This window comes from Butyrivibrio sp. AE3009 (assembly GCF_000420845.1).
Taxonomy (GTDB): domain Bacteria; phylum Bacillota; class Clostridia; order Lachnospirales; family Lachnospiraceae; genus Butyrivibrio.
Map to the genome: position 1 here is coordinate 1 of NZ_ATVS01000045.1, position 25,050 is coordinate 25,050.

Below are 25,050 nucleotides of genomic sequence, written 5' to 3' on the forward strand. Positions count from 1 at the left end.
CAAACTATTCCCCAAGATGATTGCTGCCCCCTCTTATGTAGACCATTTGCAGCATTTCTTTTATTCTGCATCGAAAGTTTTTATGGCTTATCGATACACAGGGGGAAAAAAGCGGAAGGCGGGACGATGGCGTACAGTAATAAAAGTTTGTCTTATAACGCTGAGGCGAATTTATGAGCGCCTCAGATTGTCAGACGTTCGACTGTCCCGAACAGCGTGAGAGGAGAGCGTCTGGCAAGATGAGGTGCCATAAATTCCCGATGGGTTATGACAAAATTTTATTACTGTGCGTCATTGTTCAGACTTACGCTCTTTTCCCCGTCCTATCTCAAAATCCATAAAACTTTCGTTGCCATATATAGGAAAGAATGCTACAATGGTCTAGCATTTATCAAGATTTATTCGGAGGTTTTAGTTGTGAATACCGGACTTATAGTATTTATCGTAATTATGGTTATTTTGGCTGCCGCAATCGTAGCCCTTATATTCCTTGGCAAAAGAGCACAGAAAAAGCAGGACGAGCAGCAGGCTCAGCTCGACGCCATGAAGCAGACCGTCACCATGCTCATCATCGACAAGAAGCGCATGAAGCTCAACGAGGCAGGTCTTCCTCAGGCCGTTATCGAGCAGACCCCCAAGCTTCTTCGCAGATCCAAGCTTCCCATCCTTAAGGTAAGAGTTGGTAACAGAGTTATGAGCCTTATCTGTGATGAGAAGATTTTTGACAAAGTTCCCGTTAAAAAGGAAGTTAAGGCTTCCGTAAGCGGAATCTACGTAACAGAGGTTAAGGGCCTTCACGGCAAGGCTCCTGTTCAGGAAGAAAAGAAAGGCTTCTTCAAGAACCTTATTTCCAAGGCTCAGGAAAAAGCCGGTGCCAAGATGGTAAAGTAATAACAGAATATGTAAATAATTATCGGAGGCTGATCAAACAGTCTCCGATTTTTTTATCTCAATTATTATCATAGACGAGGACATCACCTGGCCTCCCATTTCAAGGGCATACTCAGCCATAAGCTTCATTTCTTCGTCCTGCCTTGTCCTTACAAGGTCAAAGCTGCTGGTCCTTACCGTCATCTCCATTGAGCCATAGGGCGAATGGTACTCTGTATCGTACACAAGTCCCTCGCCAAAGGCAAGCTTGGACTCCATGTCACCGCCTCTTATGATCTCAATTCCCTTGCCGTCAGGGGCGATGTTCACTTTGTTATTGATCTTAATACTTCCGTTTCCTGTGTCCTGCTCTTCCACATATTCCAGAATGCAGCCTCCGTCCTCGGTATCTTCAATATAGCCTGACGAATTGGTGATGATCTTCTCCGTGGGCTCGCCGTCTCTTGCGTGTATGCCGGTAACCCGGACTGTCACTTGTTTTTTCATAATAGCACTACTCCCTTTTGCGATCAGTTATCGGGATTGATGGGTCCCGACAGATACACCTCTTTGGTTATCTGACTTGCCAGCACTTTATCCACTGCCTCTTTTGCCCTGTTCTCATCTTCGAATATTGCAAAAACAGTGGGACCGCTTCCTGTCATAAATGCTCTGATAGCCCCCGCCTCTTCAAGAAGACTCTCCAGCTGTCCTATTTCGGAGTATCTTGATGCCGTCACAGGCTCCAGCACATTGCCTATCAGTTCACACATTTTGCGGATATCTCCTGCTTCAATGGCCCCTCTGATACCATCAATGTCCGGATGGTTCTCAATCTCCTTGCTGTCCAATTCCTTGTAGACCCAACCGGTGGACACATCGATTGGCGGCTTGGCAATAACTATAGGACACTTAGGAAGATCTTTAATGATCGTCAGTTCCTCGCCGATTCCCTCTGCCAGGGCAGTTCCGCCCATAATACAATAGGGGATGTCAGCTCCCAGCTTAACAGCCCTCTCACAGAGCTGCTCTTTAGTAAGTCCCAGTCCCCAGAGCTCATTTAATGCGGTATAGGCTGCTGCCCCGTCCGTACTTCCGCCCGCCATGCCGGCTGCCACGGGGATGCGCTTGGTGAGCCTGATGTCAGCGCCCTTTTTTACCCCAAACTCTTCCCGGAGCTGCCTTGCCACCTTACAGATAAGATTGCTGCCATCGGAAGGCACCTTGTCAGACTCGGTAAAAAGATTGATCTCACCGCTGTCATTATCTTCAAAGACAAGGGTGTCATAAAGGTCCACATTCTGCATTATCATTCGAACTATATGATAGCCGTCGGCTCTCCTTCCGGTCACATCAAGGCCCAGATTGATCTTGCCATAGGCTTTCTTTTCAATTGTCATATGTTTCCACCGTCCCGTTGTTATTACTGAAATCGATTAAGGGCAGATATTGTCTGCCTTTTACATTTTTGCACCCCAAAGATTCAAACTCAAGAAAAAAAGTCCAAAAAAATTAAAAAAATTTTTGTCGAAAGGCTAAAGTTTTTTAAAAATATGCCGAAAAGGAGATTAGGTAAACCATGGTTTTCGTTTCAAGCGCGGTATTTAGTTAACCTGTCGCGGAAAAGGAGTTCAATATGGGCGTAAACGGAGTTACCGAGGTTACTAACAACATCGCAACCACCTATGCTTCCACCGTTAATCCTCAGGTTGAAGAAAAGAAGAAGGATCAGGAAGTACAGGCGAAACCGGAAGCTGCAGCCGTTTATGAGAAATCAGAGGAGAGCGCGCAAACTCCTAAGATTTCCCAGAAGGAAGCGGACAGAACCAAGATCATTAAGCAGATGCAGGCCGATGTGGCACAGCGCCAACAACAGCTGCTTGACATCGTCCAGAAGATGATGGGCAAACAGGCTAAATCTTACGGCATCGCAAATTCTGACAATGATGAAGATTCCATGTGGAAGTTCCTTGCAAAGGGAGACTTCACAGTAGACGCAGCTACCAAAGCACAGGCACAGGCTGACATAGCCGAGGACGGCTACTGGGGCGTCAAACAGACCTCAGAACGTATCCTTGACTTCGCCAAGACGCTGGCCGGAGACGATCCTGAGAAGCTGGAAAAAATGAGGTCTGCCTTCGAGAAGGGCTACGCACAGGCTGAAAAGACCTGGGGCGGCGAGCTGCCGGAAATCTCGAAACAAACCTATGAAGCAGTAATGAAGGGCTTCGACGATCTCACCGGAAAAACAGAGACTTAAAGTTGCTAGTAACGTATTGGACCGGGTACCCACAGTACCCGGCCCAATTTTTTTATGCCCTGTTATAAGGCTTTATTCCACTATACCTCTGAGCTCATTAATATCCTCAACGCCGTATCTGATCATATACTCCTCAATTCCCTTAACTACCTTCTCAGTTGTATAAGGATCATGGAAGTTCATTGCTCCCACTGCAACTGCGGTTGCACCTGCCATAATAAACTCAATGGCATCCTCGGCGTTAGCAATTCCGCCCATTCCGATTATGGGAATATTAACAGCGTGAGCCGCCTCATATACCATGCGGACCGCTACCGGCTTGATTGCAGGACCTGACAGGCCTCCTGTCTTATTGGCCAGCGCAAATTTCCTCTTGTGAATGTCAATCTTCATACCTGTGATGGTATTGATAAGAGAAATCGCATCCGCTCCCGCAGCCTCTGCAGCCTTGGCCATCTCGGAGATACTGGTGACATTGGGGCTTAGCTTCATGATAATGGGCTGCCTTGCCACCTCTTTTATTCTGGAAGTTATGTCAAAAAGGGCTGCACTCTTTTGTCCGAAGGCGATGGCTCCCTCCTTGACATTGGGGCAGGATACGTTGATCTCCAGCATATCAACTCTCTCCTCGTCCGCAAGCCTCTCTACAACCTCTAAGTAATCCTCCACGGACTTACCGCAGACATTAACAATGACCTTAGTGTCATATTTTTCCAAAAACTTAAGGTCCCTGTCTGCAAAAACTTCAACGCCCGGGTTCTGAAGTCCGATGGCATTGAGCATTCCGCCGTACACTTCCGCAACTCTTGGAACCGGATTGCCGGGCCAGGGCACATTGGCAACGCCCTTGGTGACTACCGCTCCCAGTTTATTAAGATCTACAAAATCCGCATATTCCATGCCTGATCCGAAGGTTCCGGAGGCTGTCATTACCGGGTTTTTGAATTTAACTCCTGCTATCTCAACCTGTGTATTCATCTTAGCCTCCCTTACATATCCAGATCTTCTGCGTCAAACACCGGTCCGTCGGTGCAGATGCGGGCGTTGTTAACGTGTGAATGATGATCTTCCCTGGTTGTCTTGCAGATACAGCCAAGGCAGGCTCCGACGCCGCAGGCCATACGCTCTTCCAGTGACAGATAGGCCTTGATTCCCTTAGCCTGTGCGTACTCCTTGATGGCCCTGAGCATAGGCATGGGGCCGCAGGCAAATATAACATCCGCTTCCACGTTCTGTTCTCTCATGGCATCAATGACATTTCCCTTGGTGCCAACGCTGCCATCCTCCGTTGCGATGTGTATCTGTGAATAAAGTGAGAATTCTTCCGAAAGAAATGTATCCGAATTTCTGTAGCCCATAACGGCACTTACAAGCACAGGCTTAACCGGCGTATCCGCCTCGGACAGTCTCTTGGCCGTCTCAAGAAGCGGCGGAACTCCGATACCTCCGCCCATTACAACAACTTTTTTGCCTGCTGCAGCCACAAGAGGAAAGCCGTTTCCAAGAACGCCAAGGATCGTCATATAATCCCCCGGCTGATACAGCGTAAATTCTGCAGTGCCGCTACCCACAACTCTGTATACGAGGCGAATAGCGCTACGCTCCCTGTCCACTTCGCAGATACTGATGGGTCTTGGAAGGAGTGTTGCCTTATTGGTGGGATATACCCCCACAAACTGCCCCGGACAAGCATCCTTCGCTATTTCCGTCTCAAGCCACAGATCATAGATTCCCTCAGCAAGAAGGCCCTGGCTCAAGACCTTTGCTTCTTTTTTCATCTTAACTGACATCTGAATTCTCCCTGATTAAACCATTATCCCTGATATACAATTTTTCCTCTGCAGATTGTACCATAAATCCTGCCCGGAAGTCTCTGCCCAATGAAAGGTGAATTGGAAGATTTGGAAACACTGCTGACATAGCTCCATTCCTCTTCGGGGTTAAATATCACAAGATCAGCGTAGCCGCCTTCCTTCACAGCTCCCGCATCAAAGCCGTACACTTTGGCTGATCCAAGGCTCATTCTATCCAGCAATTCCATAAGAGTAAGATACCCCGGCTTCACCAGCTCTCTGATTCCAAGAGCCAGAGAAGTCTCAAGTCCCGTGATTCCGCTGGGCGCCTTCACCAGGTCACCCCCCTTCTCCTCTCTCGAATGTGGAGCATGGTCTGTGGCGATCATCTCTATAGTTCCATCCTTAAGTCCCTCGATTATGGCCCTGCGGTCACTCTCAAGTCTAAGGGGCGGATTCATCTTGGCCAGCGCTCCGTATTTAAGCACCGCATCCTCTGTCAGGGTAAAATGGTGTGGTGTTGCCTCGGCGTGAACCTTAACTCCCCTCTTTCTTGCCTGCCTTATAAGCTCCACTGACTCCGCTGCGCTGATATGCTGCACCACGATGGAAGCTCCGGTCTTCTCTGCGATGTCGATGTCTCTTTGAACCATTGAGATCTCAGCATCTCTGGGTGAACCCTTGATTCCAAGCCTCTCGGCTACCGCTCCGGCATTTATTCCGTTCTCGCTGATAAAAGAAGGATTCTCTTCGTGAAGACTTATGACCTTATCCCTCTTAGCTGCCTCAACGCAGGCTCTCTCCATGAGATCCGCATCAGTTATAGGCTTGCCGTCATCGGTAAAAAGAATCGCTCCTGCTTCGATAAGTGCGTCCATGTCCACCAGCTCTTTTCCCGCCATTTCCTTAGTGACATTGCCGCAGCAAAGGACATTTATCCCTGTTACAGCGCCCCTTGCAAGCACATCCTTGATTGTAGCCACATTATCCATATGAGGATTGGTATTTCCCATCATTACAACGGTGGTAAAGCCGCCCTTGGCAGCCGCAGTCGAACCGCTTATAATATCTTCCTTATAGGTAAATCCCGGATCTCTGAAATGCACATGGCAGTCCACCAGACCGGGCGCCACAACCTTGCCCTCAACATCAATGACCTGATTCGCACTGTCCTTCTCATACTCCGCTATATGGTCACTTCCCGGTTCGCAGATCACGGTTATCCGCTCACCATCTATAACAATATCTCTTATTTCATCTGTCCCACTTGCGGGATCAATAAGCCTTCCACCCTTTAATATCAGCATTTCGGTCTCCTTTTTCCTTAATCTAATAATTGACTCTCCACAAATTCTCTGAATCTGGGAAGCTTGATTCTTATCTCACCGCGAGTCTCAATATCTATTATTCCTTTTTCTGCCAGCCTTGCTCTTGGTATAGACCACTCACTGTGATTTTTTTTCGTAAGTGTAAGCAGTTCTGTCGCACTCATTGTTTCTTTTTTTACAATAAAACTTAAAAACCACTTATCCTTAGGTGTCAGTTCACTCCAGATTTTCTTATATACTTTTTCGGAAAGAACATCGTCAAAAGCACGCAGCACCTCAGAAGTCATGGTCTCTTCCTTGCTGTCCCACATATACTTCCCCAATGTCTGGTACGCATAGGCATACCCCTTGGTCATGAAAGCCATCTTCTCTGCTTCTTCATAGGAAACATTAAGAGTATTCTGATAATCATCACGAATATAAGTTATATTAAGGGGTGTCATTTCATACTTGGTAGCCCTTAGGAAAAATGTCAGTCCATCTGCGTTTTCTAAGCTCTCAATATCTTCATACAGCCCCGCTACCACCGCAAAGATCGGGAGATTTTCCCTTATAAGTATCTGGAATTCCTGTATAAAATCAACTATCCCCTTGGTTTTCCTCGCTTCATCGATGGTAATCAAAAGCCGCTTCTTTTTCTTCTTTAACTCCTGAAGCAAAACCTTTAAAGCATAATCAATACTGGCTACCGGACTCTTTTTCGAAATGCTGAGTCCTATTCCGAAGGCAGACAGATTAAGATTAGCATCAACAAATTTCGTTAAAAACGGAACTGCACTGTATAGATTGGCAACTATCTCGCTGATAATATCTGAGTCTGAACGAATTCCGATTACAACCCAATCGTCATCTCCTCTGAATTTACGCTCTATATCGGTGAGAGTAACAGTCTTGCCGGTCCCCCTTATTCCCGTAAGCTTAAAGATCTGCTCGTCAGGTTCATCACTTCCGAACTCCTCTGCTATGCTGTCTATTATGAAATTTCTGCTCAGGTATTTGGTGGGAATCTTACCAAAGCTGATGGTATAAGGGTTTTTTACTGCCATAACGCCTCCGAAACAATTCATATAAAACGGTTTATTTTATATAATTCTATATAATAGTATATAATACTATATAATTCTGTTCAATATATATAATCCTATATAATTTTATATAATTCTTGTATTTTTATATAAATCAGTGTTTCATTTTTCGTGAAGTCATGAGAGAATATATGAGTCAATTTATCAGTAATATTTGAAAAGAGGATATTTATATATGATTCGCAGTATTATCGTTGTATTATTTGTTGCCATATTCCTTATCCTAAGCCTTCCCATTCAGGGAGTCTTATGGATAGTCGGAAGATTCAATCCCTGGGCCAAAAAGACAGCATCTCTTGCCATAGTCAGCTGGGCCTTCAGAGTGGTTGCCTTCTTAAGCGGAGTTAAGAAGACCGTTATCGGCGAAGAGAACGTTCCCAAGGACCAGTCGGTTCTCTATGTTGGAAATCACAGAGGTATCTTTGATATCGTGCTGTGCTACCCAAGAGTTCCCCGTCCCACAGGCTTCATCGCCAAGAAGGAGATTCTCAAGGTTCCGCTTCTTAATATATGGATGATCTACATGGACTGCCTCTTCCTTGACAGAAGCGACATCAGAAAGGGCCTTGAGATGGTCCTTACAGCCATCGATAAGGTCAAAAATGGTATTTCCATCTTCATCTATCCCGAGGGAACCAGAAACAAGACCGACCAGCCTCTTGGCGAATTCCATAAGGGAAGCTTCAAGATCGCCCAGAAGTCCGGCTGCCCCATCGTACCCGTAGTTATCAATCACTCCGAAGAAGTTCTTGAAAAGCATATGCCCTTTATCCGCAGCACCCACGTTACCATCGAGTACTGCAAGCCCATAATCATCAAGGATCTGGACAAGGAAGACCAGAAGAACATTGATCAGTATGTCAAGAACATCATCGAACAAACATATTTAAAGAACCAGTAATACAGGTCTTTCAGCAAATTTTCAGACGCCTTCATCTTAGTATGACAGGCGTCTTTTTTTAATGAAATGTATTGAATATAATTATTAAATTTTTCGAATATTTCGATATTTTTAGAATTTTACTCTTTGTTGTATGGGCAAATCGTAGTATTATAGGAAAGTATGATAAATGTTACAAGGGGAGTAAAACATATGAAAAAAAGATTGTTGGCCTTATTGCTATCCGTCTCACTTGCAGCAGGAAGTCCAGTAATATCCTATGCATCCGACTACGAGCCACTTATTACAGAAGATGTAACAGAATTATCGTCCGAAGCGGAAATTTCGGCTGATGATGAAAATACTGACGAAATAACAACAGACAGCACTACTGAAGACCTATCTGCAGAAGAACTTCTTTTGGAAGAGCTGTCTGAAGAAGAACTTTCTCAGGAAGACTTTTCTGAAGAACTATTGCAGGAAGAATTCTCCGAAGAAGACGCCAACAATTATGAGGTATCAGAATACCCCATCATAGGTTCAGGATACATGGAGATTGAGAATGCCCCGAATATTGTCAATCCTGACATGTCAGGATCCTACTCTCCAAGAGAAGAGGGCTGTCTTGGTCATACCCAGGCAAGTAACGATTATTCCTCTCTCTCTTCCTATAAGACTTCCGGCCTTCCTGCCCTTCGCAACCAGTCTCCCTGGGGAACCTGCTGGGCACATGCCGCTATTGCTCTTGCCGAGATCAATCTGATCAAGCAGGGAATCTACTCCTCAGGAAACATCGATCTATCTGAATTTCACCTTGCATATTTTTCCTATAACTCAGTCAGCGATCCCCTTGGCGGTACAGCCGGAGACAGTAATAAGTTCAAGGGTTCAACCCATATCCTCAACAGAGGAGGCAATCTGCAACTGGCCCAGAACGTGCTGGCTTCCTGGGTTGGCGCAGCAGATGAATCCACTGCTCCTTACCCCACTTCCGAATCCGCATATAAGGCATTAAGTAGCAGTATTGCCTACACTGACAAGGCCCATCTGACTGATTATCTTATCGGAAGCGTCGCAAGCGATAAGAACAGTATCTCCTCTGTCAAAAATCTTATCTATAACTATGGCGCTGTTAACATCGGTGTCTGCGCCGACGAAAGCTACTATGACAGCACTCATAACAGCGTTTATACCCCCGTTAATGTAAGCCAGAATCACGACATCGTACTGGTAGGATGGGATGACAATTTTTCCCGCGATAATTTTATTACCAAGGCTCCCGGCGACGGCGCCTGGATTGTTAGAAACAGCTGGAAAACAGCCTCTTCATCCGCAAACAGTTTTCGCGGTTACTACTATCTGTCTTATTATGACAAGTCCATTTCCGGAGCTGCGATATCCTTTGTTTTCAAAAAGAGCAGCAACTATGACCACAATTACCAATACGACGGCGGAATGCAGACAGGCACAGAGAGTTCAGCTGCTGCCGCTGCCAACGTTTTTACCACCAAAGGAAACGAGGATCTGACGGCGGTATCCTTCTATGCTCCCACCCCCGCCTCCTCCTATGACATCAAGATCTATACGCACAAGAGCAGCACCGTTACCAATCCAGAGAACGGTACACTTGTGGGTTCAGCCAGCGGTCAGACCACTTACACAGGCTATTATACCGTTGACCTGACATCACCGATATATCTTGCAGCCGGCACCACCTTTGCTGTCGTAATAACTCTCAAACAAAACGGAGTAAATGCAGGCTACGGCTATGAATCCGCAGTTCACTCTTCGAATTGGTACGATGTAACCACCTCCGCCAAGGCTTATCAGAGCCTGTGCAAATACAGCTCAGGCTGGCAGGACTTTGGCAGCAAAACCAAAAGTAATCTGAGGATCAAGGCTTTTACCAAGGATGCCAAGGCCAAAACAGTGGATGCCACCAAGGTCACCTTTGACAAAGTATCAAACGGAGCCATCTCGCTGGATGTAAATGCCAAGACCACTGTCACAGCCACTGTTTTACCGGAAAATGCCACCAACAAGACCATCACCTGGAGCACCGGCAACAAAAACGTGGCTGCCATATCCGCATCAGGAAACAGTGTTACTATTCAGGGTGTTTCCTCCGGATCCACAACTATCACAGCTTCCGTAAACAGCGGCAAGCTCAAAGCCTCTTTTACCGTAAACGTAGTTCAGAAGCTAGGCTCACTCTCCGTGACAGGCGCTTCATCTCTGACCAAAGGAGACACCGCGCAATATACGGTTACTCCCGTCCCTTCTTCCTATAAGCTTGGGACCGTTACCTGGAAGAGCTCAAACACTTCCGTACTCACCGTCAACAGTTCCGGCAATGCAACCTGCCTCTCTGCCGGCAAAGCAAGGATTACCGCGACATCAGAGGGCATATCAGCCTACATCGATGTAACCTGTGTTGAGCCCGAACCGGAACCCGAGCCTGTACCTATGGAACCTGAGCCTGAACCCGAGCCCTCTGAGCCCGCACCTTCGACACCCACTGAGGATTGGGGCGACATTATCTCCGAAGATCAGAAGCTTTTTGCCAGCGTCAAGGATGTACCCGATAAGGTATGGATCGCAGGTCAGAGCGACACCCCCTACACCGCAGGCCCCATAACCTTCGATGATCTTCGTGTATACGACTGCAAAAAACGGCTCACCATAGATAAAGATGTCACCATCAAATACAGCAACAATACCGCTGTCAGCACCGCCACAAGTAAGGCCAAAATAACCGTGACCGGTATTGGCAATTTCAAGGGAAGCACCGCCTTCTACTTCAGCATTCTTCCCCTTGATATCAGTAAGGCCAAGCTTGCGGATATTTCCCTTGAATACAACGGCAAGGTGCAAAAGAGCAACACCAAGGTTCTCTATAAGATCGGCGATACCTACTATGCGCTTGTGAAGGGTGCTGATTATACCTGTGACTATTCGCTGGTTAAGGCAGATCCCGGAACCTACAAGGTCACCATAACCGGCAAAGGCACCTATACCGGCACAACCTCCTTCAACGAGATCATTTTTGAACCGGATTCCAAGATAAATATTGCCAAACTCAGCTTCAGAGCAATTACCGTTCAGAAGGCAACCGGCAAAGAGATACGCCCGGAGGTGGTTGTGACAGATACCGCCAACAACTATGTCCTTACAAGCAAGGATATGTCCGTTGAATACTACAACAACATTAATCCCGGAACCGCGACGATTATTATCAAGGGAAAAGGAAACGTCTACACCGGCAGTAAGACAATGACCTTCAAGATAAAGGCCACCTCCATCGCCAAGGCAAAAGCTGATATCAGCCCCATGTCCTATACCGGAAACGCCCTCTCCCCCTCCTATACTCTGACCATCACTTCAGCAGAGACCAAGGAGCCGGTGACACTTGTTAAGGGCAAGGACTACACTGCAGAGATAAGCGGTAACGTCAACGCCGGCAAAGGAACAATTACCTTCAAAGGAATCGGAAAATACACAGGAACCTGTACCAAGACCTTTAATATCACTCCCTGCGATTTTACACTCGGATCCGTTTCGCTTAAGTCCGGAAACCGCAGCTCCTCCTCACAGGAGGCAAGCCTGGGCTCCTTTACCTACACAAAGGGCGGAGTACAGCCATCCTTGAGCCTCTCCTACAAGGGTCAGTCCCTTGTAAACGGCAGAGATTACACCGTCAAATATATTAACAACAAGGCTGTGGGTCAGACAGGCGCCAAGCAGCCAAAACTTGTAGTAACCGGCAAAGGCAACTTCAAGGGAAGCTTCACCAGAACCTTCACGATCAAGCCTTCAAGCCTTAGCAAGACTACAATGAGTATCGACGATGTTGTCTATGTAGGTAAATCCGGCATCTGCAAGCCCACCATCTCCATCTACGATACCAATGGAGCTAAACTCACGGCAGGAACCGACTATGATAAGACCTTCAAGTTCACCTACACCGACGGAAACTACAAGAAAAAAGGCGGAGTCGTAGACAGCAAGGACATTATCCCCGCCGGCACCAAGATAACCATCACCGTCACGGGAAAAGGGGGCTACGCCGGCACAACCAGGTCAGCCAATTTCACCTATGTAAACAGGTCCCTGAATAACGCCACCGTCAAACTCAGGAACCCATCGGTGGTGTACACAGGTAAGGCTGTGTCTGTCAGCACATCGGATTTTACCGTAACCTCAGGCAAGGATGTATGGCCAACAGGAGCTTATAAGATTGCAAGTATCACACCGGCAACTGATACAGGGGTGGTAAAAGTGACACTGAAGGGTGTCGGAAAATATAACGGAGAATACTACGGCGGACAAAAGACCGTGTCCTTTAAGATAACCGCTAAACCAATCGGATGATCATAAGTAAAGCCCGGGGAATCCAAACAGATTTCCCGGGCTTATTATATCTATATATTCTGTAGCTCTTAGCCCTTGGCGCCCTTAGTACCGCCGCCAAGCTTAACGCCTTCCAGAACGTTGGTCTCAAAGGAATAAACCACCTTGTGAGCCTCTCTGTCGGCCTTAAGTGCCAGCTCGATCATATTATCAAGAAGTACCTCATACTTCATTCCAAGAGGCTCCCAAAGATAGAAGGAAAGAGAACCCGGAATAGTATTGATCTCATTCAGGTATACCTTGCCACTGGCCTGATCCAGCATAAAGTCAATTCGTGAAACACCGCTGCAGCCAAGGCAGGTAAAGGCATCAACTGCCATTTTTCTGATCTCATCACGCATCTCGGAAGTGATATCTGCGGGAATCTTTCTCTTAAGTGAAGCCATTCCCTTGCTGCCGCCGCTCTTGGCACCGCCCTTAGCTGAGCCCTTGGCTCCGCCGATATACTTATCCTCGAAAGAGAGGATCTCATCTGAGTTGATAGGTTCCTCGCACTCCGATGCCTGTGCGCTCTCATAGTCACCAAGAACTGCGCAGTTGATCTCCTTGAGGTCTGTGATAGCAGGCTCAACAAGGATCTTCTTGGAGAACTCAAATCCAAGCTCGAGAGCTTCCAACAGTCCGTCTCTGTCAGATGCCTTCTTGATTCCGATGCTGGAACCAAGATTAAGAGGCTTGATGATCACAGGATAGGCAAAAGCCTTCTCAATCCTGGAAACAAGTGCGTCAACATCCTCATAGTCCTTCCATGTATAGCACTTGCAGTCAAGTACGGCGATTCCGTTGTCCTTAAGTACAGTCTTCATAACATACTTGTTCATACCAACAGCTGATGAGAGAACATCGCAGCCAACCACAGGAAGTCCCAGAGTAGCAAGGAAGCCCTGAAGGGTTCCGTCCTCAACGTTTGTTCCGTGAACAATAGGGAATGCAACGTCAACGGTTGTGATAACGTTGTTACCAAACTTCTTCTGAGGGTATCTTACAAGAGATACTGTCTCCTTATCCTTGATCCACACTACCTGTGTGCTCTTACTAAGAAGCTGCGGAATATGTGTATATTCCTCGATCTTGCCGATATCCTCGCCAACATAGAAATCATTTTCCTTGGTCATGTATACGGGGATAACCTCGTACTTATCCTTGTTGATATGTCCTATAGCCTGGATTGCAGAGATAATTGAGATCTCATGCTCTGTACTTTTGCCGCCAAATAAAACCGCTACTTTTAACTTCATAATATCCTTCTTTCTTAATAAAACCTATATCAATAATTATCGGGAAGATCGTTCTCCAAAAGGATTACCTTATCCCTTCCCGCATCAAGCTCATACATCAGCTGTGAAGCCTCATTGAAACTGTTCTTCACAAAGAGCCTCTCGCTGTCAAAGCCGGCCTCCAAAATGCCCTCTTTAATGGCATGGGTCTGCTTCTCTCCAACAAGAATAATATAATCGCAAACAGCTGCTGCCTGCTTGCCAAACTCCTTGTTGTACTCATCCTCTTTTTCACCCAGCTCAACCATTCCGGGGGTAACCAGGATCTTGACGTTTCCTTCAAAAAGAGAAAGTGTATCAAGAGCAACCTTGGCTCCGTTGGGATTGGAATTGTAAGCATCATCCAGAATAGAAACATTGCCGTGCCTTGTAAGTTCAAGTCTGTGAGGCACGCTCTGAAGGCGCCTTACCGCCATCTTCAGCTTGGTAAGGGGTATGCCCAGGCTGCTGGCGCAGGCAATTGCTCCCATGATGTTCTCTACATTGTGCTGACCCACAAGTCTTGTGGAAAACTCAGCTGTCTCGCCGGCAGGAGTTGTTACGGTAAAGCTTGTTCCTGCTCCGGTAACCTTAAGGTCTGTGGCCCTGAAGTCGCATCCTTCAGACAGTCCGTAGGTAACGGCATCCTTGTATTTCATATTGGCGCGAATGATCTCATTGTCGCCATTGACAAACTTAAGGTGCTTGCCGGGGGCCTTGCCCTCCTCCTTCTCCTTCTGATCCACCGCATCCAGTAGCTCATACTTGGTGCTGATGATGTTATCAAGACTGTTAAAGGTCTCAAGGTGCTGGTAGCCGATAGAAGTGACGATTCCGTCATCAGGATGAACAAAATCCGTGATCTCTTTTATATCATGTAAATGCCTTGCTCCCATCTCGCAGACGAAAATCTCATGGGTAGGCTTCATATGCTCTCTTATGGTTCTGACAATTCCCATGGGAGTGTTGAAGCTCTCCGGTGTCATAAGGACTCTGAAGCCCTCGGACAAAAGAGTTGTCAGATAGTACTTAACGCTGGTCTTACCGTAGCTTCCGGTAATGCCTATGATCCTAAGGTTCTTGTTGCTTCGAAGAATTCTTACCGCATCGTTAATATAATGCTGATTGATGCCCTTTTCAATTGGCATATTGATGAAATTGGCAATTGCCGGGATAAAAGGAATCAGCGCCATATAAATAAACGCAGGTCTGTAAATATTTCCACCAATTGACGCATTGCCCCTTGCAGATTCTATAAGCAAAACAATCCAAGGAAGGAAAAGTATCAGAACTGACAATACAGTGTATGTCGCAAACAAACGCTTAACTCTGGCTGTTACCACGAACTTTTTCTTGGCAGGCTTTGGTATATACCTAAAAAGAAGCCACAAATATGCAGCGCCAAGCACAAGTCCTCCTGCAATTCGCACAGGCTTGTGAAGAAGTTCCACCGCTCTCTCAGCAATTCCCCTTATTAAAAAGAGAAAATGCGCCAGCAGCAACAGCTTACTGTTTCGCAGGTGTCTGTAATACCCCTGGAACTGATAGCTGGAGAGCTGCAGCATATGGGTGTGATAACGAAGTCCCAATACCGCTAAGATTATCGGCGGTGCGTACACCAACAGAACTAATGCAAAAACCATAAAAAACCTCACATCAAGTAAACTTTAGTTAATTCCCAAAAAACTTCCGAGAATCCTGTTGTACAGAACAGGGTTCTCTAAAAATGAATAGTGGCCAACGCCATTAATAACAGCAAGCCCTGCCTCAGGCATAAGTTTCTCCATCTGCTGCCCGTCAGAAAGCGGGGTCGCAGTATCCCTGTCCCCCCAGATAAGAAGAGCCGGCATTGTAACAGAAGGCATATAGGGCGCAAGATCCTCATTGACCACCTTAACAAGACTCTGTCTCATAACAGGCGAAGCAGCCGCATAGTCCGCACTTCCGAACTTCTTCTGAAGAGCATCCAGAGTTCCCGGGAACAGCTTGACGATTCCGGTCTTGGTAATAAGATTCTTGTAGAACTTGTATCTCTTGGTCCTCTTATTCTGAGCCTTAGTCCTCACAGGCTTGATTCCCGCAGCATCTGTAAGAATAACCTTCGGCACGGTAAAATCAGCCTTGATCCTTCCGTCATGTACTGCGCTGGTGAGCTTGATTATAACCCTGCCTCCCATGGAATGGCCAAGGAACATGATCTCCTTCTCATCAGGATACAGCTCCTTAATAAAAGCCAGGACAAAATTCACATAATCATCCACATCCATAGGCTCTTTTGGCTCATCGCTCTTACCAAAGCCGGGCATATCCATCGCAACAACGTGATACTTACCCTTGGTAAAATCAATAATGCCCTTAAAGAGCTCAATGTTGGAGCCCCATCCGTGCAGAAGCACCAGCATGGGTCCTTGTCCCTCATCTATATAATTGATATTAAGTCCATTAATATTTGTATTCATATCGTAACCATCTTAGCACCGACCACCGGCCTTTTCAAATTCCTTATCCTTGCAAATACATGGTAAAAAATGCTGATATCACTTAACGCCGCCCAGCATCAGTATCAAAAGCGCATCCTGCTGCGGATCGTGCATAACACCACTCCTGCCGGCATCCGCATATGTCCTCTCTGTGTCATCCGTAAGGTAATTCACAGCCTCCGGATTCATTCCCAGCATATAATGGGCGTGATTTTCAATAATCGTGGTATATTCGTGGTTATAGATAATATGATTGGTTATTGACAGGCACCTCATATCATCCAGCATTTTCTCAAAATCGCCAGGATTCTCAGGCTCAGCTACTTTAAAAACCTCCTCCGAGGATTCCTTGGCAATGTCCTCCGCCTCTTTCATAAGAGCCTTCATTATAACGCTGCAGCGCTCCATATCAACGGGCTGGCTCGTAGAAATATAGGTCACAGCCCCCAGGAAAATATTCTCATCCTCATGGAACTTATCCATAAAGTCCTTGCCTGCAAAAAAGCTGTCCAGAACCTCCACGTAGGTATCACTTCCCGTCGCTCTGTAGAGCTGCGCGGCAGCCTTGAATGTCCCGCTGCTATCCTCAGCCTTCTGATTGTTCAAAAAGCAGGTAAAGGCCTTATCGGCAGCCCTAAGACAGGTAGTTGCATAGGAAGGATCATACTTCTGATAAAAATAGGAAAATCTGGCCATCATGGATGCAAAGGATATGGTGGCCTCCATTGACACCGGTGTCACCACCACAGGTCTTGCAAATACGTCCTCGTCCTCTGACCCGGTCGTAAGAGCAGCTCCGTACTCGCCTCCGGTCTTTGGATCCTGCATCTTAAGAAGCCAGTCCACCTCATATCTGATCTCATCCAGAATATCCGGAACACCGTTGCCGCTCTCCGGAATCCCGCTGTCATCGGTATAAGACTCGGGATTAAGCTCATAGGCAATAAGAAGTTCCTCCGCTATCCGGCTGCCAAGAGCAGCGTCTCTGTCACCCTGGCTGTCCATGTGCCAGCCTCCGGTAACATCCAGTTCTGTCTGGGAATCCTCCTTGAGATGTGCCATAGCGGTATGACAGGCGCTGTGGGCATTCTTGCCGGCATTTTCCTCAGATAGGCTCGTTCCGCATCTATTAATGTAATATCTCTTGCAGGCACTGCTCAGCAGCTCGTCGTACAGATCCTCTTTAATCGTAAAAGAATAGGACTCGCCCAAGGTATCCGTATAAATACAGTATCTGCCCGGTTCCTTGAACTCCGTAAACCTTGCTGCGCAGTACTCCTCATCACCGCTTCGTCCGTAGCTCTGTACCTGTCCGGTATATACAACATCCCCGGTATCAAGGTTTTTAACAAAGAAGTCGCCTTCAAGATCAGTGCCCTTAAATATCACCATCTTATCAGAGTCCGTTTTAAATCCGAGCTGATCCACAAGTGTTCCCGGAAGCTGAACCGGCGACTCATAATCGGTGCTGATATCCCCTGAGACTATATTTACCGGAGCTGCTACAGGTGCCTCGCTTTTTTCCTCAACCGAAGAAGCGCCGCAGCCTGCGACGCTTCCAAGCAGTATTGCAACTGCCAAATATTCAGATAATCTATCCGCCCTCAAAAAATGCTTCATAACACCTTTATTTTACGCGGTTATAGTTAATCAGGCAACCATCAAGAATAATTTGTCTCTCATCATCGGTAAGTCCGCCAAGAGTCAGGGTAAACTCTGTGAGTGCGCCGTCCTTAACTGCGAAGGCCCTGATCTCGCTGTCCTTGTTCTCAACTGCCTTCCTGATTCCGGGAAGGAAGATGTAGTCAAGGTTCTTGAAGGGAAGTTCGCCCTCCTTGATGATGAAAGGAAGCATACCCCAGTTGATAAGGTTGGAGCGATAACGCTTGGTGGCATACTCGTTGGCGATGTTAGCCCAGCCTCCGAGAACCTTCTGACAGGAAGCTGCCTGCTCTCTCGCAGATCCGTCACCGGGCTTAACTGCGAAAATGGTGGAGCCAATGCCGGTGTTGGCTGCGCTCACCTCAGGGAATTGTGTAAGTACGGCCTTAGCTGCTGCAGCGGTGTCCTCGCTCATCTTGTCAAAAGGAACATCCTCACGTCTCTTAAGCTCCTGTGCATATACCTCTTTGGCTCTTCCAACGTACTCAGGATCCTTTCTGGAAAGAGTGAACTCCGCAAGACCAAGAGGATTGGATCTGTAGGAGGAAGTCTCACCTGAAGGAATGAGCTCATCGGTAGTTGTTACGGGATCGTGGATCTCAGAAACAACCTTAAGGAGGAGATTGTCGGTAAGTGCCACCATGCTGGGCCAGTCCTTGATGTTGGGACCAAGCTGAAGCTCTACCGAAGGGTCTGCCTTGCCCTTGGAATCAAATACGCGGTTAGCGTAGATCTTGCTGTCAAAATGATATTTGTACTTCTCGAAGCTAGCGTCAAACTCAGTAGCCGGAGTCAGTATGCCCTGATTAGCTGCGGTTGCGGCAATTGATCTTGCATCCATAAGTGCAACGGAAGCAACCTGGCCGTTCTGAACCTTGGAACCTTCTCTATTGGGGAAGTTTCTGGTTGAATGTCTGATACTGAAGGCGTTGTTGGCAGGTGTATCTCCGGCGCCGAAGCAGGGTCCGCAGAAAGCAGTCTTGAGGATCGCACCTGACTCAAGGATTGCTGCTGCCGCTCCGTTTTTGACAATCTCCATATAAATAGGTGTGGATGCGGGATATACACTAAGGGTGAATCTGTCGTTACCGATGAACTTGCCCTTAAGGATATCAGCTGCAGCGCAGATATTCTCAAATCCGCCGCCGGCGCAGCCTGCAATGATTCCCTGATCAACAAGGAGCTTGCCGTCCTTAATCTTACTCTGAAGTGAGAAATCAACCTTGTCACCAAAGCTTACCTTAGCGCGCTTCTCAACGTCTGCAAGGATATCAGCCGCATTTGCGTTAACCTCTGCGATCTCATATACGTTGCTGGGGTGGAAAGGCATTGCGATCATTGGATTAAGGCTGGAAAGGTCAACCTTAACAACTCCGTCGTAGTAAGCAACCTTGCCGGGCTTAAGCTCCTTATATGCTTCGCTTCTACCATGGATCTCATAGAAATCCTTGATCTCATCATCTGTCTGCCAGATTGAGGACAGGCAGGTGGTCTCTGTTGTCATTACGTCAACGCCGATACGGAAGTCAGCGGACAGCTTGGCAACGCCGGGTCCTACGAACTCCATAACCTTGTTCTTGACATAGCCGTCGCCGAATACCTTGCCGATTATGGCAAGAGCCACGTCCTGAGGTCCAACTCCCTTCTTGGGTTCGCCTTCAAGATAGATGGCAACAACGCCGGGCATATCAACGTCGTAGGTCTGTCCAAGGAGCTGCTTAACCAGCTCGGGGCCGCCCTCTCCGATAGCCATTGTACCCAGTGCTCCGTATCTTGTGTGGGAGTCGGAACCAAGGATCATAGCTCCGCTCTCAGCCAGCATCTCTCTTGCAAACTGATGAATTACCGCCTGATGAGGTGGTACATAGATTCCGCCGTATTTCTGAGCTGCGGTAAGTCCAAACATGTGATCATCTTCGTTGATGGTTCCGCCTACCGCGCACAGTGAGTTATGGCAGTTGGTCAAAACGTAGGGAATAGGGAATTTCTCAAGTCCTGAAGCTCTTGCTGTCTGGATGATTCCCACGTAGGTGATGTCATGGGAAGTAAGCTTGTCGAACTTGACACAGAGCTTGTCCATATTTCCGGAAGTGTTGTGTTTACTGAGAATTCCGTAAGCGATGGTGTTCTTTTTAGCGCTCTCCTTAGTTACAGAGCCTTCTCCAAGAGCAGCCAGCTGCGCATTAGCCTGTGAATCATCGGGTATCAAAGTATTACCATTTACCAGATAGCATCCGGTTTCCAACGTTGTAACCATAAAATTCCTCCTGCCTTTTTGTACTTTTTTATTGCCGTCATACATGTATACAATTATTCTAAGCGCCATAATACCATAATCGGCACCATGTTGGTAGTGGCAAAATTAATGTGAATCGAGGATTTTCTGCAGTTCTTTTGTAACAAGTTCATATCCCGCGAGCCTAAGGTCCTCCCTGAAGGCCGCCACCTCTTCCTCCGGACTCATCCTGTAGTTACAATAGATTATCTCCGGGATGTATTTGGCGCATACTTCATTAATCCTGTCCACTCTTTCGCTTATATCTGCCGTGGCAAAAGGATATTGATCCCAAGGGTAGTCCATGGCCACCTGCTCATACTCTTTTACCAACTCATTGTAATCCTCCCAGGCAGCTCCGGAATCCTGTATCTCCAGAGCATCACGCCTGCCCCACCAGAAGTTGGTGGTTATGCTGTCCTTGTCGGGATTGTAGCCGCTTGGCTTCTCCAGCATGCCCTCATCGTTGATCTCATACTGAGTCCCTTCTATTCCATATCGGATGAGCCTGTAACAGGTCTCGTCGTTTCTAAGATAATCGTAGACCATAAGGGCTTTTTCCGGATTCTTTGACCTTGCGCTGACGGCCATTGCCCCATGAAGTATACTGGTTCGAAGGAGATTCCCGGATTCCTTGCCAAACCAGAAGAACTTCGCATCAGCCCCCACCTGCGACAGTTCAAGGGAAGGCTTGGTCTCCGTGTAATATTTCTGCGTGTGGTGCTGATCCACAGAGGTGATTCCCTGCAGGAACTCCTCAGTATTGTCGCCGGCAACGGAATTATCAGGTCTGAATACCCCGATCTGGTTCCACTCCCTCATGAGCCTGGCGAACTCCACCAGTTCCTCTCCTTTGTAAAAAGGGGATCTTAGCGTACCCAAATCGTTGTTGTACGCACCCCAGATTCCGTATGTTGTTATTTCATAAATCGGAACATATTTGGTCTTGGACATGAGATAGCCCAGCGCCACCACAGAAATGTCGCCGGAAGCATCCCAAGGTATCATGTCGGGATAATTCTCCCTGACATACAGAAAATAGTTAGTCAGATCTTCCCAGGTCTCCACAGAGTTGATCCCCGCCTGCCCTGCGATATCGCCTCTGTAGATAAAGCCGTGGTTGGTCCACTGCTCATACTCATTCTCCGGGATTAAATAGATATTACCGTTATACTTACAAGCCTCCCACTGGGAGCTGCTGACATTGGCATAGGTCCTGGGACAGTATGTCCTTATCATTTCCTCCGTCATGGGAAGGAAATTGCCGTTTACAACATTTTTCCAGGCATCAAGCCAGTCCGTTCCGGTCCCCACCAGGTCGATGTTAACCGTCTCTTCACTCAATGTCCGGTTATAATTCTCAAGATAATCGGTCCAGCTGACGTAAAAAATATCCAGCCTTGCGTTTATCTCTTTTTCCAGAATCTTATTGATCCTCTCCACAACCTCCTCGGTCCTTCCGTTGGTTGGTTTGTCACCGATGGTCATATAGGTTATGGTTACCGGCTTTTCCATGAAGTTAACAGCCGGATAGAGCGAATTTTCCCTGCTGCCGCCCATGCCGCAGGAGCACAGTATCGGCAGTAGCAATACTATTACAAGTACCATGGAAAAAAGTCTCTTTTTCAACCGGGATTCCCTTTCTGCTCTTTTTCAGCTTTGTTTCTGATCCTCAGTTCCACAAAAAATTCCTTGAGAAGGGCGCTGCACTCGGCCCCAAGAACTCCTCTTTTTACCGTGACCTGATGATTAAAATCAGGGTTGTTCAAAATATCAAGTACTGTACCGCCGCAGCCGGACTTAGGACTCTCAGCTGCCATTATAACCTCCGGGATACGGGCCTGAACTATGGCTCCGGCGCACATCTGGCAGGGTTCAAGGGTCACATAGAGTTTGCACCCCTCCAGTCTCCAGTCTCCTATTACTTTACTGGCCTTCTTGATAGCCGTGATCTCCGCATGGGCCAGCGTTGTCTTGTCTGTATTTCTTCTGTTGTAACCACGGCCTATGATCTTGTCCTCATAGACTATGACGCAGCCGATGGGCACTTCTCCCAGTTTGTAGGCTTTTTTGGCCTGGGTGATGGCCGCCTTCATATATTTGATGTCCTGCTGCTCCTGTGGACTTATCTCCTGCCGGGGTCTTATCTTTTTTGCCATATAATAACAATTCCTTTTGTCATTTCACACATTTCATATCAAATTAGTAGTAATTGCCAAGATTATCTGATATAATAGGCAACACGCTATTTTAATTATAAGTTCTATTAACATAACACGCAAATCCGGATACAAGGAGAATTAAATGAGAATTTCCACCAAAGGCAGATATGCCCTCAGAGTAATGATAGATCTTGCAGTTAACGACAAGGGTGAATTCATCGCCCTCAAGGATATTTCCGCAAGGCAGAACATCACCATCAAATATCTCGAGCAGATTGTGACCGTCCTTAACAAGGCCGGCTTTCTTCGCAGCATGCGCGGCAACAACGGCGGACACCGCCTGGCAAGAGCCCCCAAGGACTACGTTGTGGGCGACATCCTTCGCGTGATGGAAGGTAACCTTTCCCCCGTGGAGTGCGCCGCCAAGGAGAGCGGTGTTGAGTGCCCCTTATCCGACAACTGCGTAACCTTAAGCTTCTGGCAGGGGCTGGATAAGGTGGTTAATGATTACGTGGATAAATTCACCCTGGAGGATCTTGTGGTCCAGTACCGTAGGGGCGAGAGTGATTGAGGTAGGCACTACATTTAACTAAAGTGACAGGCACTACAGTAAACTAAAGTAAAAATCACTTTAGCTTACTGCAGTGCCTGTCACTTTAGTTAAATGCAGTGCCTGTCACCAAAAAGCGGCTCTGGGAGAGATGCATGCACGTCCCCCGCAAGCAACAGGCACCCTTACAACACATGAGAGGTTCTGTTTAGTGCTGCTTCGTTCCCGACCTGACACGGTTCGCAGATTCCCATTGCATAAGACCCGCTGCTAAACAAGAAGGACTGCTACATACACCTCTCGCAAAGCCGCTATATAAATATACTTAAAATTAGTAATTTTAGCAAGTACTATTTTATCAGCTGTTTCTGCTCTCCAGATACTTCATATAGCTGATAACCATGAGCGCGATCTTGAAGGTCAGCGCATCGTCAAACTTTCTGACATCAAGTCCCGAGCTCTTTTCCAGCTTCTCAATCCTGTACACCAGCGTATTTCTGTGAACAAACAGCTGTCTTGAAGTCTCAGACACGTTCAGGTTGTTCTCAAAGAACTTGCTGATGGTGTTAAGAGTCTCCTCATCAAGGTCATCCGGAACCTCTTTTCCTCCGAAGATCTCATCTATAAAGATCCTGCACAGGCTCTCGGGAAGCTGATAGATAAGCCTTCCGATTCCCAGCTCGTTGTAAGCATTGACTCTCTTCTCTGCGTAAAAGATTCTTCCAACATCAAGGGCCATCTTGGCTTCCTTGTAGGACTTGGACAGGTCCTTGATCTCCTCAACGATGGTTCCATAGGATACCCTTACATTAAGCATCGCCTCGGTATTCATCATATCCACGATGGTCGTGGCGATCTGCGCAATGTCGTTGTAATTCTGGCTTCTGGCGAGAGTCTTGATAAGAATGACGTTATTCTCATCAACTGCTGTCACATAGTCCCCGGAGTGCTGACCATACATGCTGCTCAGTAGCTCCTGAGCGGTGTTGTCCTGGGAGTGCCTTGTCTCCACCAGAATAATAACGCGAGGAACATTGACCTCGATCTTGAGCTTCCTGGCCCTGTTATATACGTCAATAAGAAGCATATTGTCCAAAAGAAGATTCTGGAAAAAGTTGTTCCTGTCGAACCTCTCCTTGTAGGCAACTATAAGATTCTGCAGCTGGCTGACACCGATCTTGCCGATCATGTAGGCGTGCTCGCTGTCGCCCTTGGCCAGAAGAACATAAGCGGGATCTCCCTCATCCAGCACCTTGAACAGATGAACATCTCCGATAACCTGGGAATCCACCGGAGAATTGGCAAAACCTATTATTATGGAAATATCAAGAAATTCCCTCTCTGAGGTTGCTGCCACCACTTCTCCACCAAGATCCATGACACATAGCTCAACCTTGGAAATGGCCCCGAGTTCCTCAATACTTGCTCTTATAGTCTGCGCTGATATCATAACTATTGCTCCTTTTTTAGGCATTTACTGCAAATGACACTATATCACATTGATGCGAATTGCTCCATATCTAACATTATAATAGCACAATCTTCCCGGAGTATGTTAAAATCCACAATATATAGAAGCACAATTCACATTTTATTGTTTTTATTCCAAAAAAAGGATACGCACATGGCCGCAGTATTTCTTCTGGCCAACGGTTTTACCAACACCGAGATTGGAATACTTCTCGCCATCGCCAATATTTCCTCTGCCCTTTGTCAGCCCCTTATCGCCGGCATCATCGACCGGGGTGGATGGCTCACCAACAGAAGATTCATACTTATCACCGGAACTGCGGTGTGCGCAGTTGGAGCAGTCGTAGTATTGTTTGCCTTATCTTCAAGACGAGAACATTCATGATCGCTACATGGTACAACACTTTTTTCTACAAATTCATTTGCCGGTCTTGTGTTATAAAAAAGCATGTTGCTCGCAACATGCTCGCGCCGAGCGCGGTTGCATTTATGCAACATATACCTTACGCGCGAGTGCGCATCCATAGCGGAGCGTTTTTTGTTTAATAGGAAATTCGGAGGAATTTCCT

Annotated in this window: 20 protein-coding genes and 1 other RNA gene; 6 read left to right on the forward strand and 15 right to left on the reverse strand. The window is 47.0% G+C overall.

Annotation, left to right across the window (positions count from 1 at the left end):
- Window positions 1-417 precede the first annotated feature (417 nt).
- The gene (locus G588_RS0116100) at window positions 418-891 is read left to right on the forward strand and encodes a type II secretion system protein (protein ID WP_022779740.1); all 474 of its coding nucleotides are present in this window, start codon (window positions 418-420) and stop codon (window positions 889-891) included.
- A gap of 33 nt (window positions 892-924) precedes the next feature.
- On the opposite strand, the gene G588_RS0116105 is transcribed toward G588_RS0116100, so the two are convergent.
- Both G588_RS0116105 and ispE read right to left on the reverse strand, forming a co-directional pair.
- Window positions 925-1,377: a DUF1934 domain-containing protein gene (locus G588_RS0116105; protein WP_022779741.1), complete on the reverse strand. Its 453-nt coding sequence runs from the start codon at window positions 1,375-1,377 to the stop codon at window positions 925-927.
- Between the two features lie 23 nt (window positions 1,378-1,400).
- Complete coding sequence (ispE, locus tag G588_RS0116110; RefSeq protein WP_022779742.1) at window positions 1,401-2,270, reverse strand: 4-(cytidine 5'-diphospho)-2-C-methyl-D-erythritol kinase; 870 nt, start codon at window positions 2,268-2,270, stop codon at window positions 1,401-1,403.
- A gap of 236 nt (window positions 2,271-2,506) precedes the next feature.
- Here ispE and G588_RS0116115 point away from each other — a divergent pair, with 236 nt between their 5' ends.
- A complete protein-coding gene (locus G588_RS0116115; RefSeq protein ID WP_022779743.1) occupies window positions 2,507-3,130 on the forward strand; it encodes a hypothetical protein in 624 nt (207 codons plus the stop codon).
- 72 nt (window positions 3,131-3,202) lie between these two features.
- On the opposite strand, the gene G588_RS0116120 is transcribed toward G588_RS0116115, so the two are convergent.
- Genes G588_RS0116120 through G588_RS0116135 form a run of 4 tightly spaced genes read right to left on the reverse strand, consistent with a single transcriptional unit; the run spans window position 3,203 to window position 7,297 of the window.
- Window positions 3,203-4,108, reverse strand: a complete 906-nt coding sequence (locus tag G588_RS0116120; RefSeq protein WP_022779744.1) for a dihydroorotate dehydrogenase — start codon at window positions 4,106-4,108, stop codon at window positions 3,203-3,205.
- 11 nt (window positions 4,109-4,119) lie between these two features.
- Window positions 4,120-4,920 carry a dihydroorotate dehydrogenase electron transfer subunit gene (locus tag G588_RS0116125; protein ID WP_022779745.1) on the reverse strand — a complete coding sequence of 267 codons (801 nt, stop codon included), beginning with the start codon at window positions 4,918-4,920 and terminating at the stop codon, window positions 4,120-4,122.
- Window positions 4,921-4,943: 23 nt separating this feature from the next.
- Window positions 4,944-6,230: a dihydroorotase gene (locus tag G588_RS0116130; RefSeq protein WP_022779746.1), complete on the reverse strand. Its 1,287-nt coding sequence runs from the start codon at window positions 6,228-6,230 to the stop codon at window positions 4,944-4,946.
- A 17-nt stretch (window positions 6,231-6,247) separates the two neighbouring features.
- Entirely contained in the window at window positions 6,248-7,297 is a 1,050-nt protein-coding gene (locus tag G588_RS0116135; RefSeq protein ID WP_022779747.1) for a hypothetical protein, read from the reverse strand.
- 214 nt (window positions 7,298-7,511) lie between these two features.
- Here G588_RS0116135 and G588_RS0116140 point away from each other — a divergent pair, with 214 nt between their 5' ends.
- Together G588_RS0116140 and G588_RS0116145 are read left to right on the forward strand one after the other, a co-directional pair.
- Window positions 7,512-8,237, forward strand: a complete 726-nt coding sequence (locus tag G588_RS0116140) for a lysophospholipid acyltransferase family protein (RefSeq protein ID WP_022779748.1) — start codon at window positions 7,512-7,514, stop codon at window positions 8,235-8,237.
- A gap of 192 nt (window positions 8,238-8,429) precedes the next feature.
- Window positions 8,430-12,587 (forward strand): lectin like domain-containing protein, encoded by a 4,158-nt coding sequence (locus G588_RS0116145; protein ID WP_022779749.1) that lies wholly within the window; start codon window positions 8,430-8,432, stop codon window positions 12,585-12,587.
- A 68-nt stretch (window positions 12,588-12,655) separates the two neighbouring features.
- Here the strand turns inward: G588_RS0116145 and G588_RS0116150 are convergent, their stop codons facing one another.
- From G588_RS0116150 to tadA, 7 genes are all read right to left on the reverse strand, one after another.
- Window positions 12,656-13,864 carry a D-alanine--D-alanine ligase family protein gene (locus tag G588_RS0116150; protein WP_022779750.1) on the reverse strand — a complete coding sequence of 403 codons (1,209 nt, stop codon included), beginning with the start codon at window positions 13,862-13,864 and terminating at the stop codon, window positions 12,656-12,658.
- Window positions 13,865-13,893: 29 nt separating this feature from the next.
- Complete coding sequence (locus G588_RS0116155) at window positions 13,894-15,525, reverse strand: UDP-N-acetylmuramoyl-tripeptide--D-alanyl-D-alanine ligase (RefSeq protein ID WP_022779751.1); 1,632 nt, start codon at window positions 15,523-15,525, stop codon at window positions 13,894-13,896.
- A 24-nt stretch (window positions 15,526-15,549) separates the two neighbouring features.
- Window positions 15,550-16,341 (reverse strand): alpha/beta fold hydrolase, encoded by a 792-nt coding sequence (locus tag G588_RS0116160; RefSeq protein ID WP_022779752.1) that lies wholly within the window; start codon window positions 16,339-16,341, stop codon window positions 15,550-15,552.
- A 78-nt stretch (window positions 16,342-16,419) separates the two neighbouring features.
- Window positions 16,420-17,982, reverse strand: coding sequence for a glycoside hydrolase family 9 protein (locus tag G588_RS0116165; protein WP_081644390.1), 1,563 nt, complete (start codon window positions 17,980-17,982; stop codon window positions 16,420-16,422).
- A 7-nt stretch (window positions 17,983-17,989) separates the two neighbouring features.
- Window positions 17,990-20,281: a hydratase gene (locus G588_RS0116170; RefSeq protein ID WP_022779754.1), complete on the reverse strand. Its 2,292-nt coding sequence runs from the start codon at window positions 20,279-20,281 to the stop codon at window positions 17,990-17,992.
- Between the two features lie 105 nt (window positions 20,282-20,386).
- Window positions 20,387-21,928 carry a DUF3502 domain-containing protein gene (locus G588_RS0116175; RefSeq protein ID WP_022779755.1) on the reverse strand — a complete coding sequence of 514 codons (1,542 nt, stop codon included), beginning with the start codon at window positions 21,926-21,928 and terminating at the stop codon, window positions 20,387-20,389.
- On the reverse strand, window positions 21,925-22,458 hold the full coding sequence (gene tadA, locus G588_RS0116180; protein ID WP_022779756.1) for a tRNA adenosine(34) deaminase TadA: 534 nt from the start codon (window positions 22,456-22,458) through the stop codon (window positions 21,925-21,927). Before tadA ends, G588_RS0116175 begins: the two co-directional genes overlap by 4 nt.
- Before the next feature lie 145 nt (window positions 22,459-22,603).
- Between tadA and G588_RS0116185 the strand changes: the two genes are divergently transcribed.
- Complete coding sequence (locus tag G588_RS0116185; protein WP_022779757.1) at window positions 22,604-23,032, forward strand: RrF2 family transcriptional regulator; 429 nt, start codon at window positions 22,604-22,606, stop codon at window positions 23,030-23,032.
- Window positions 23,033-23,139: 107 nt separating this feature from the next.
- Here the strand turns inward: G588_RS0116185 and ffs are convergent.
- Both ffs and G588_RS0116190 read right to left on the reverse strand, forming a co-directional pair.
- An RNA gene (gene ffs, locus G588_RS22215) (signal recognition particle sRNA large type) lies at window positions 23,140-23,374 on the reverse strand.
- Window positions 23,370-24,461, reverse strand: a complete 1,092-nt coding sequence (locus G588_RS0116190; protein ID WP_022779758.1) for a PucR family transcriptional regulator — start codon at window positions 24,459-24,461, stop codon at window positions 23,370-23,372. The genes ffs and G588_RS0116190 overlap by 5 nt, the downstream gene beginning before the upstream one ends.
- A 174-nt stretch (window positions 24,462-24,635) precedes the next feature.
- Here G588_RS0116190 and G588_RS0116195 point away from each other — a divergent pair, with 174 nt between their 5' ends.
- Entirely contained in the window at window positions 24,636-24,866 is a 231-nt protein-coding gene (locus G588_RS0116195; protein ID WP_022779759.1) for a hypothetical protein, read from the forward strand.
- The last annotated feature ends 184 nt before the right edge of the window (window positions 24,867-25,050 follow it).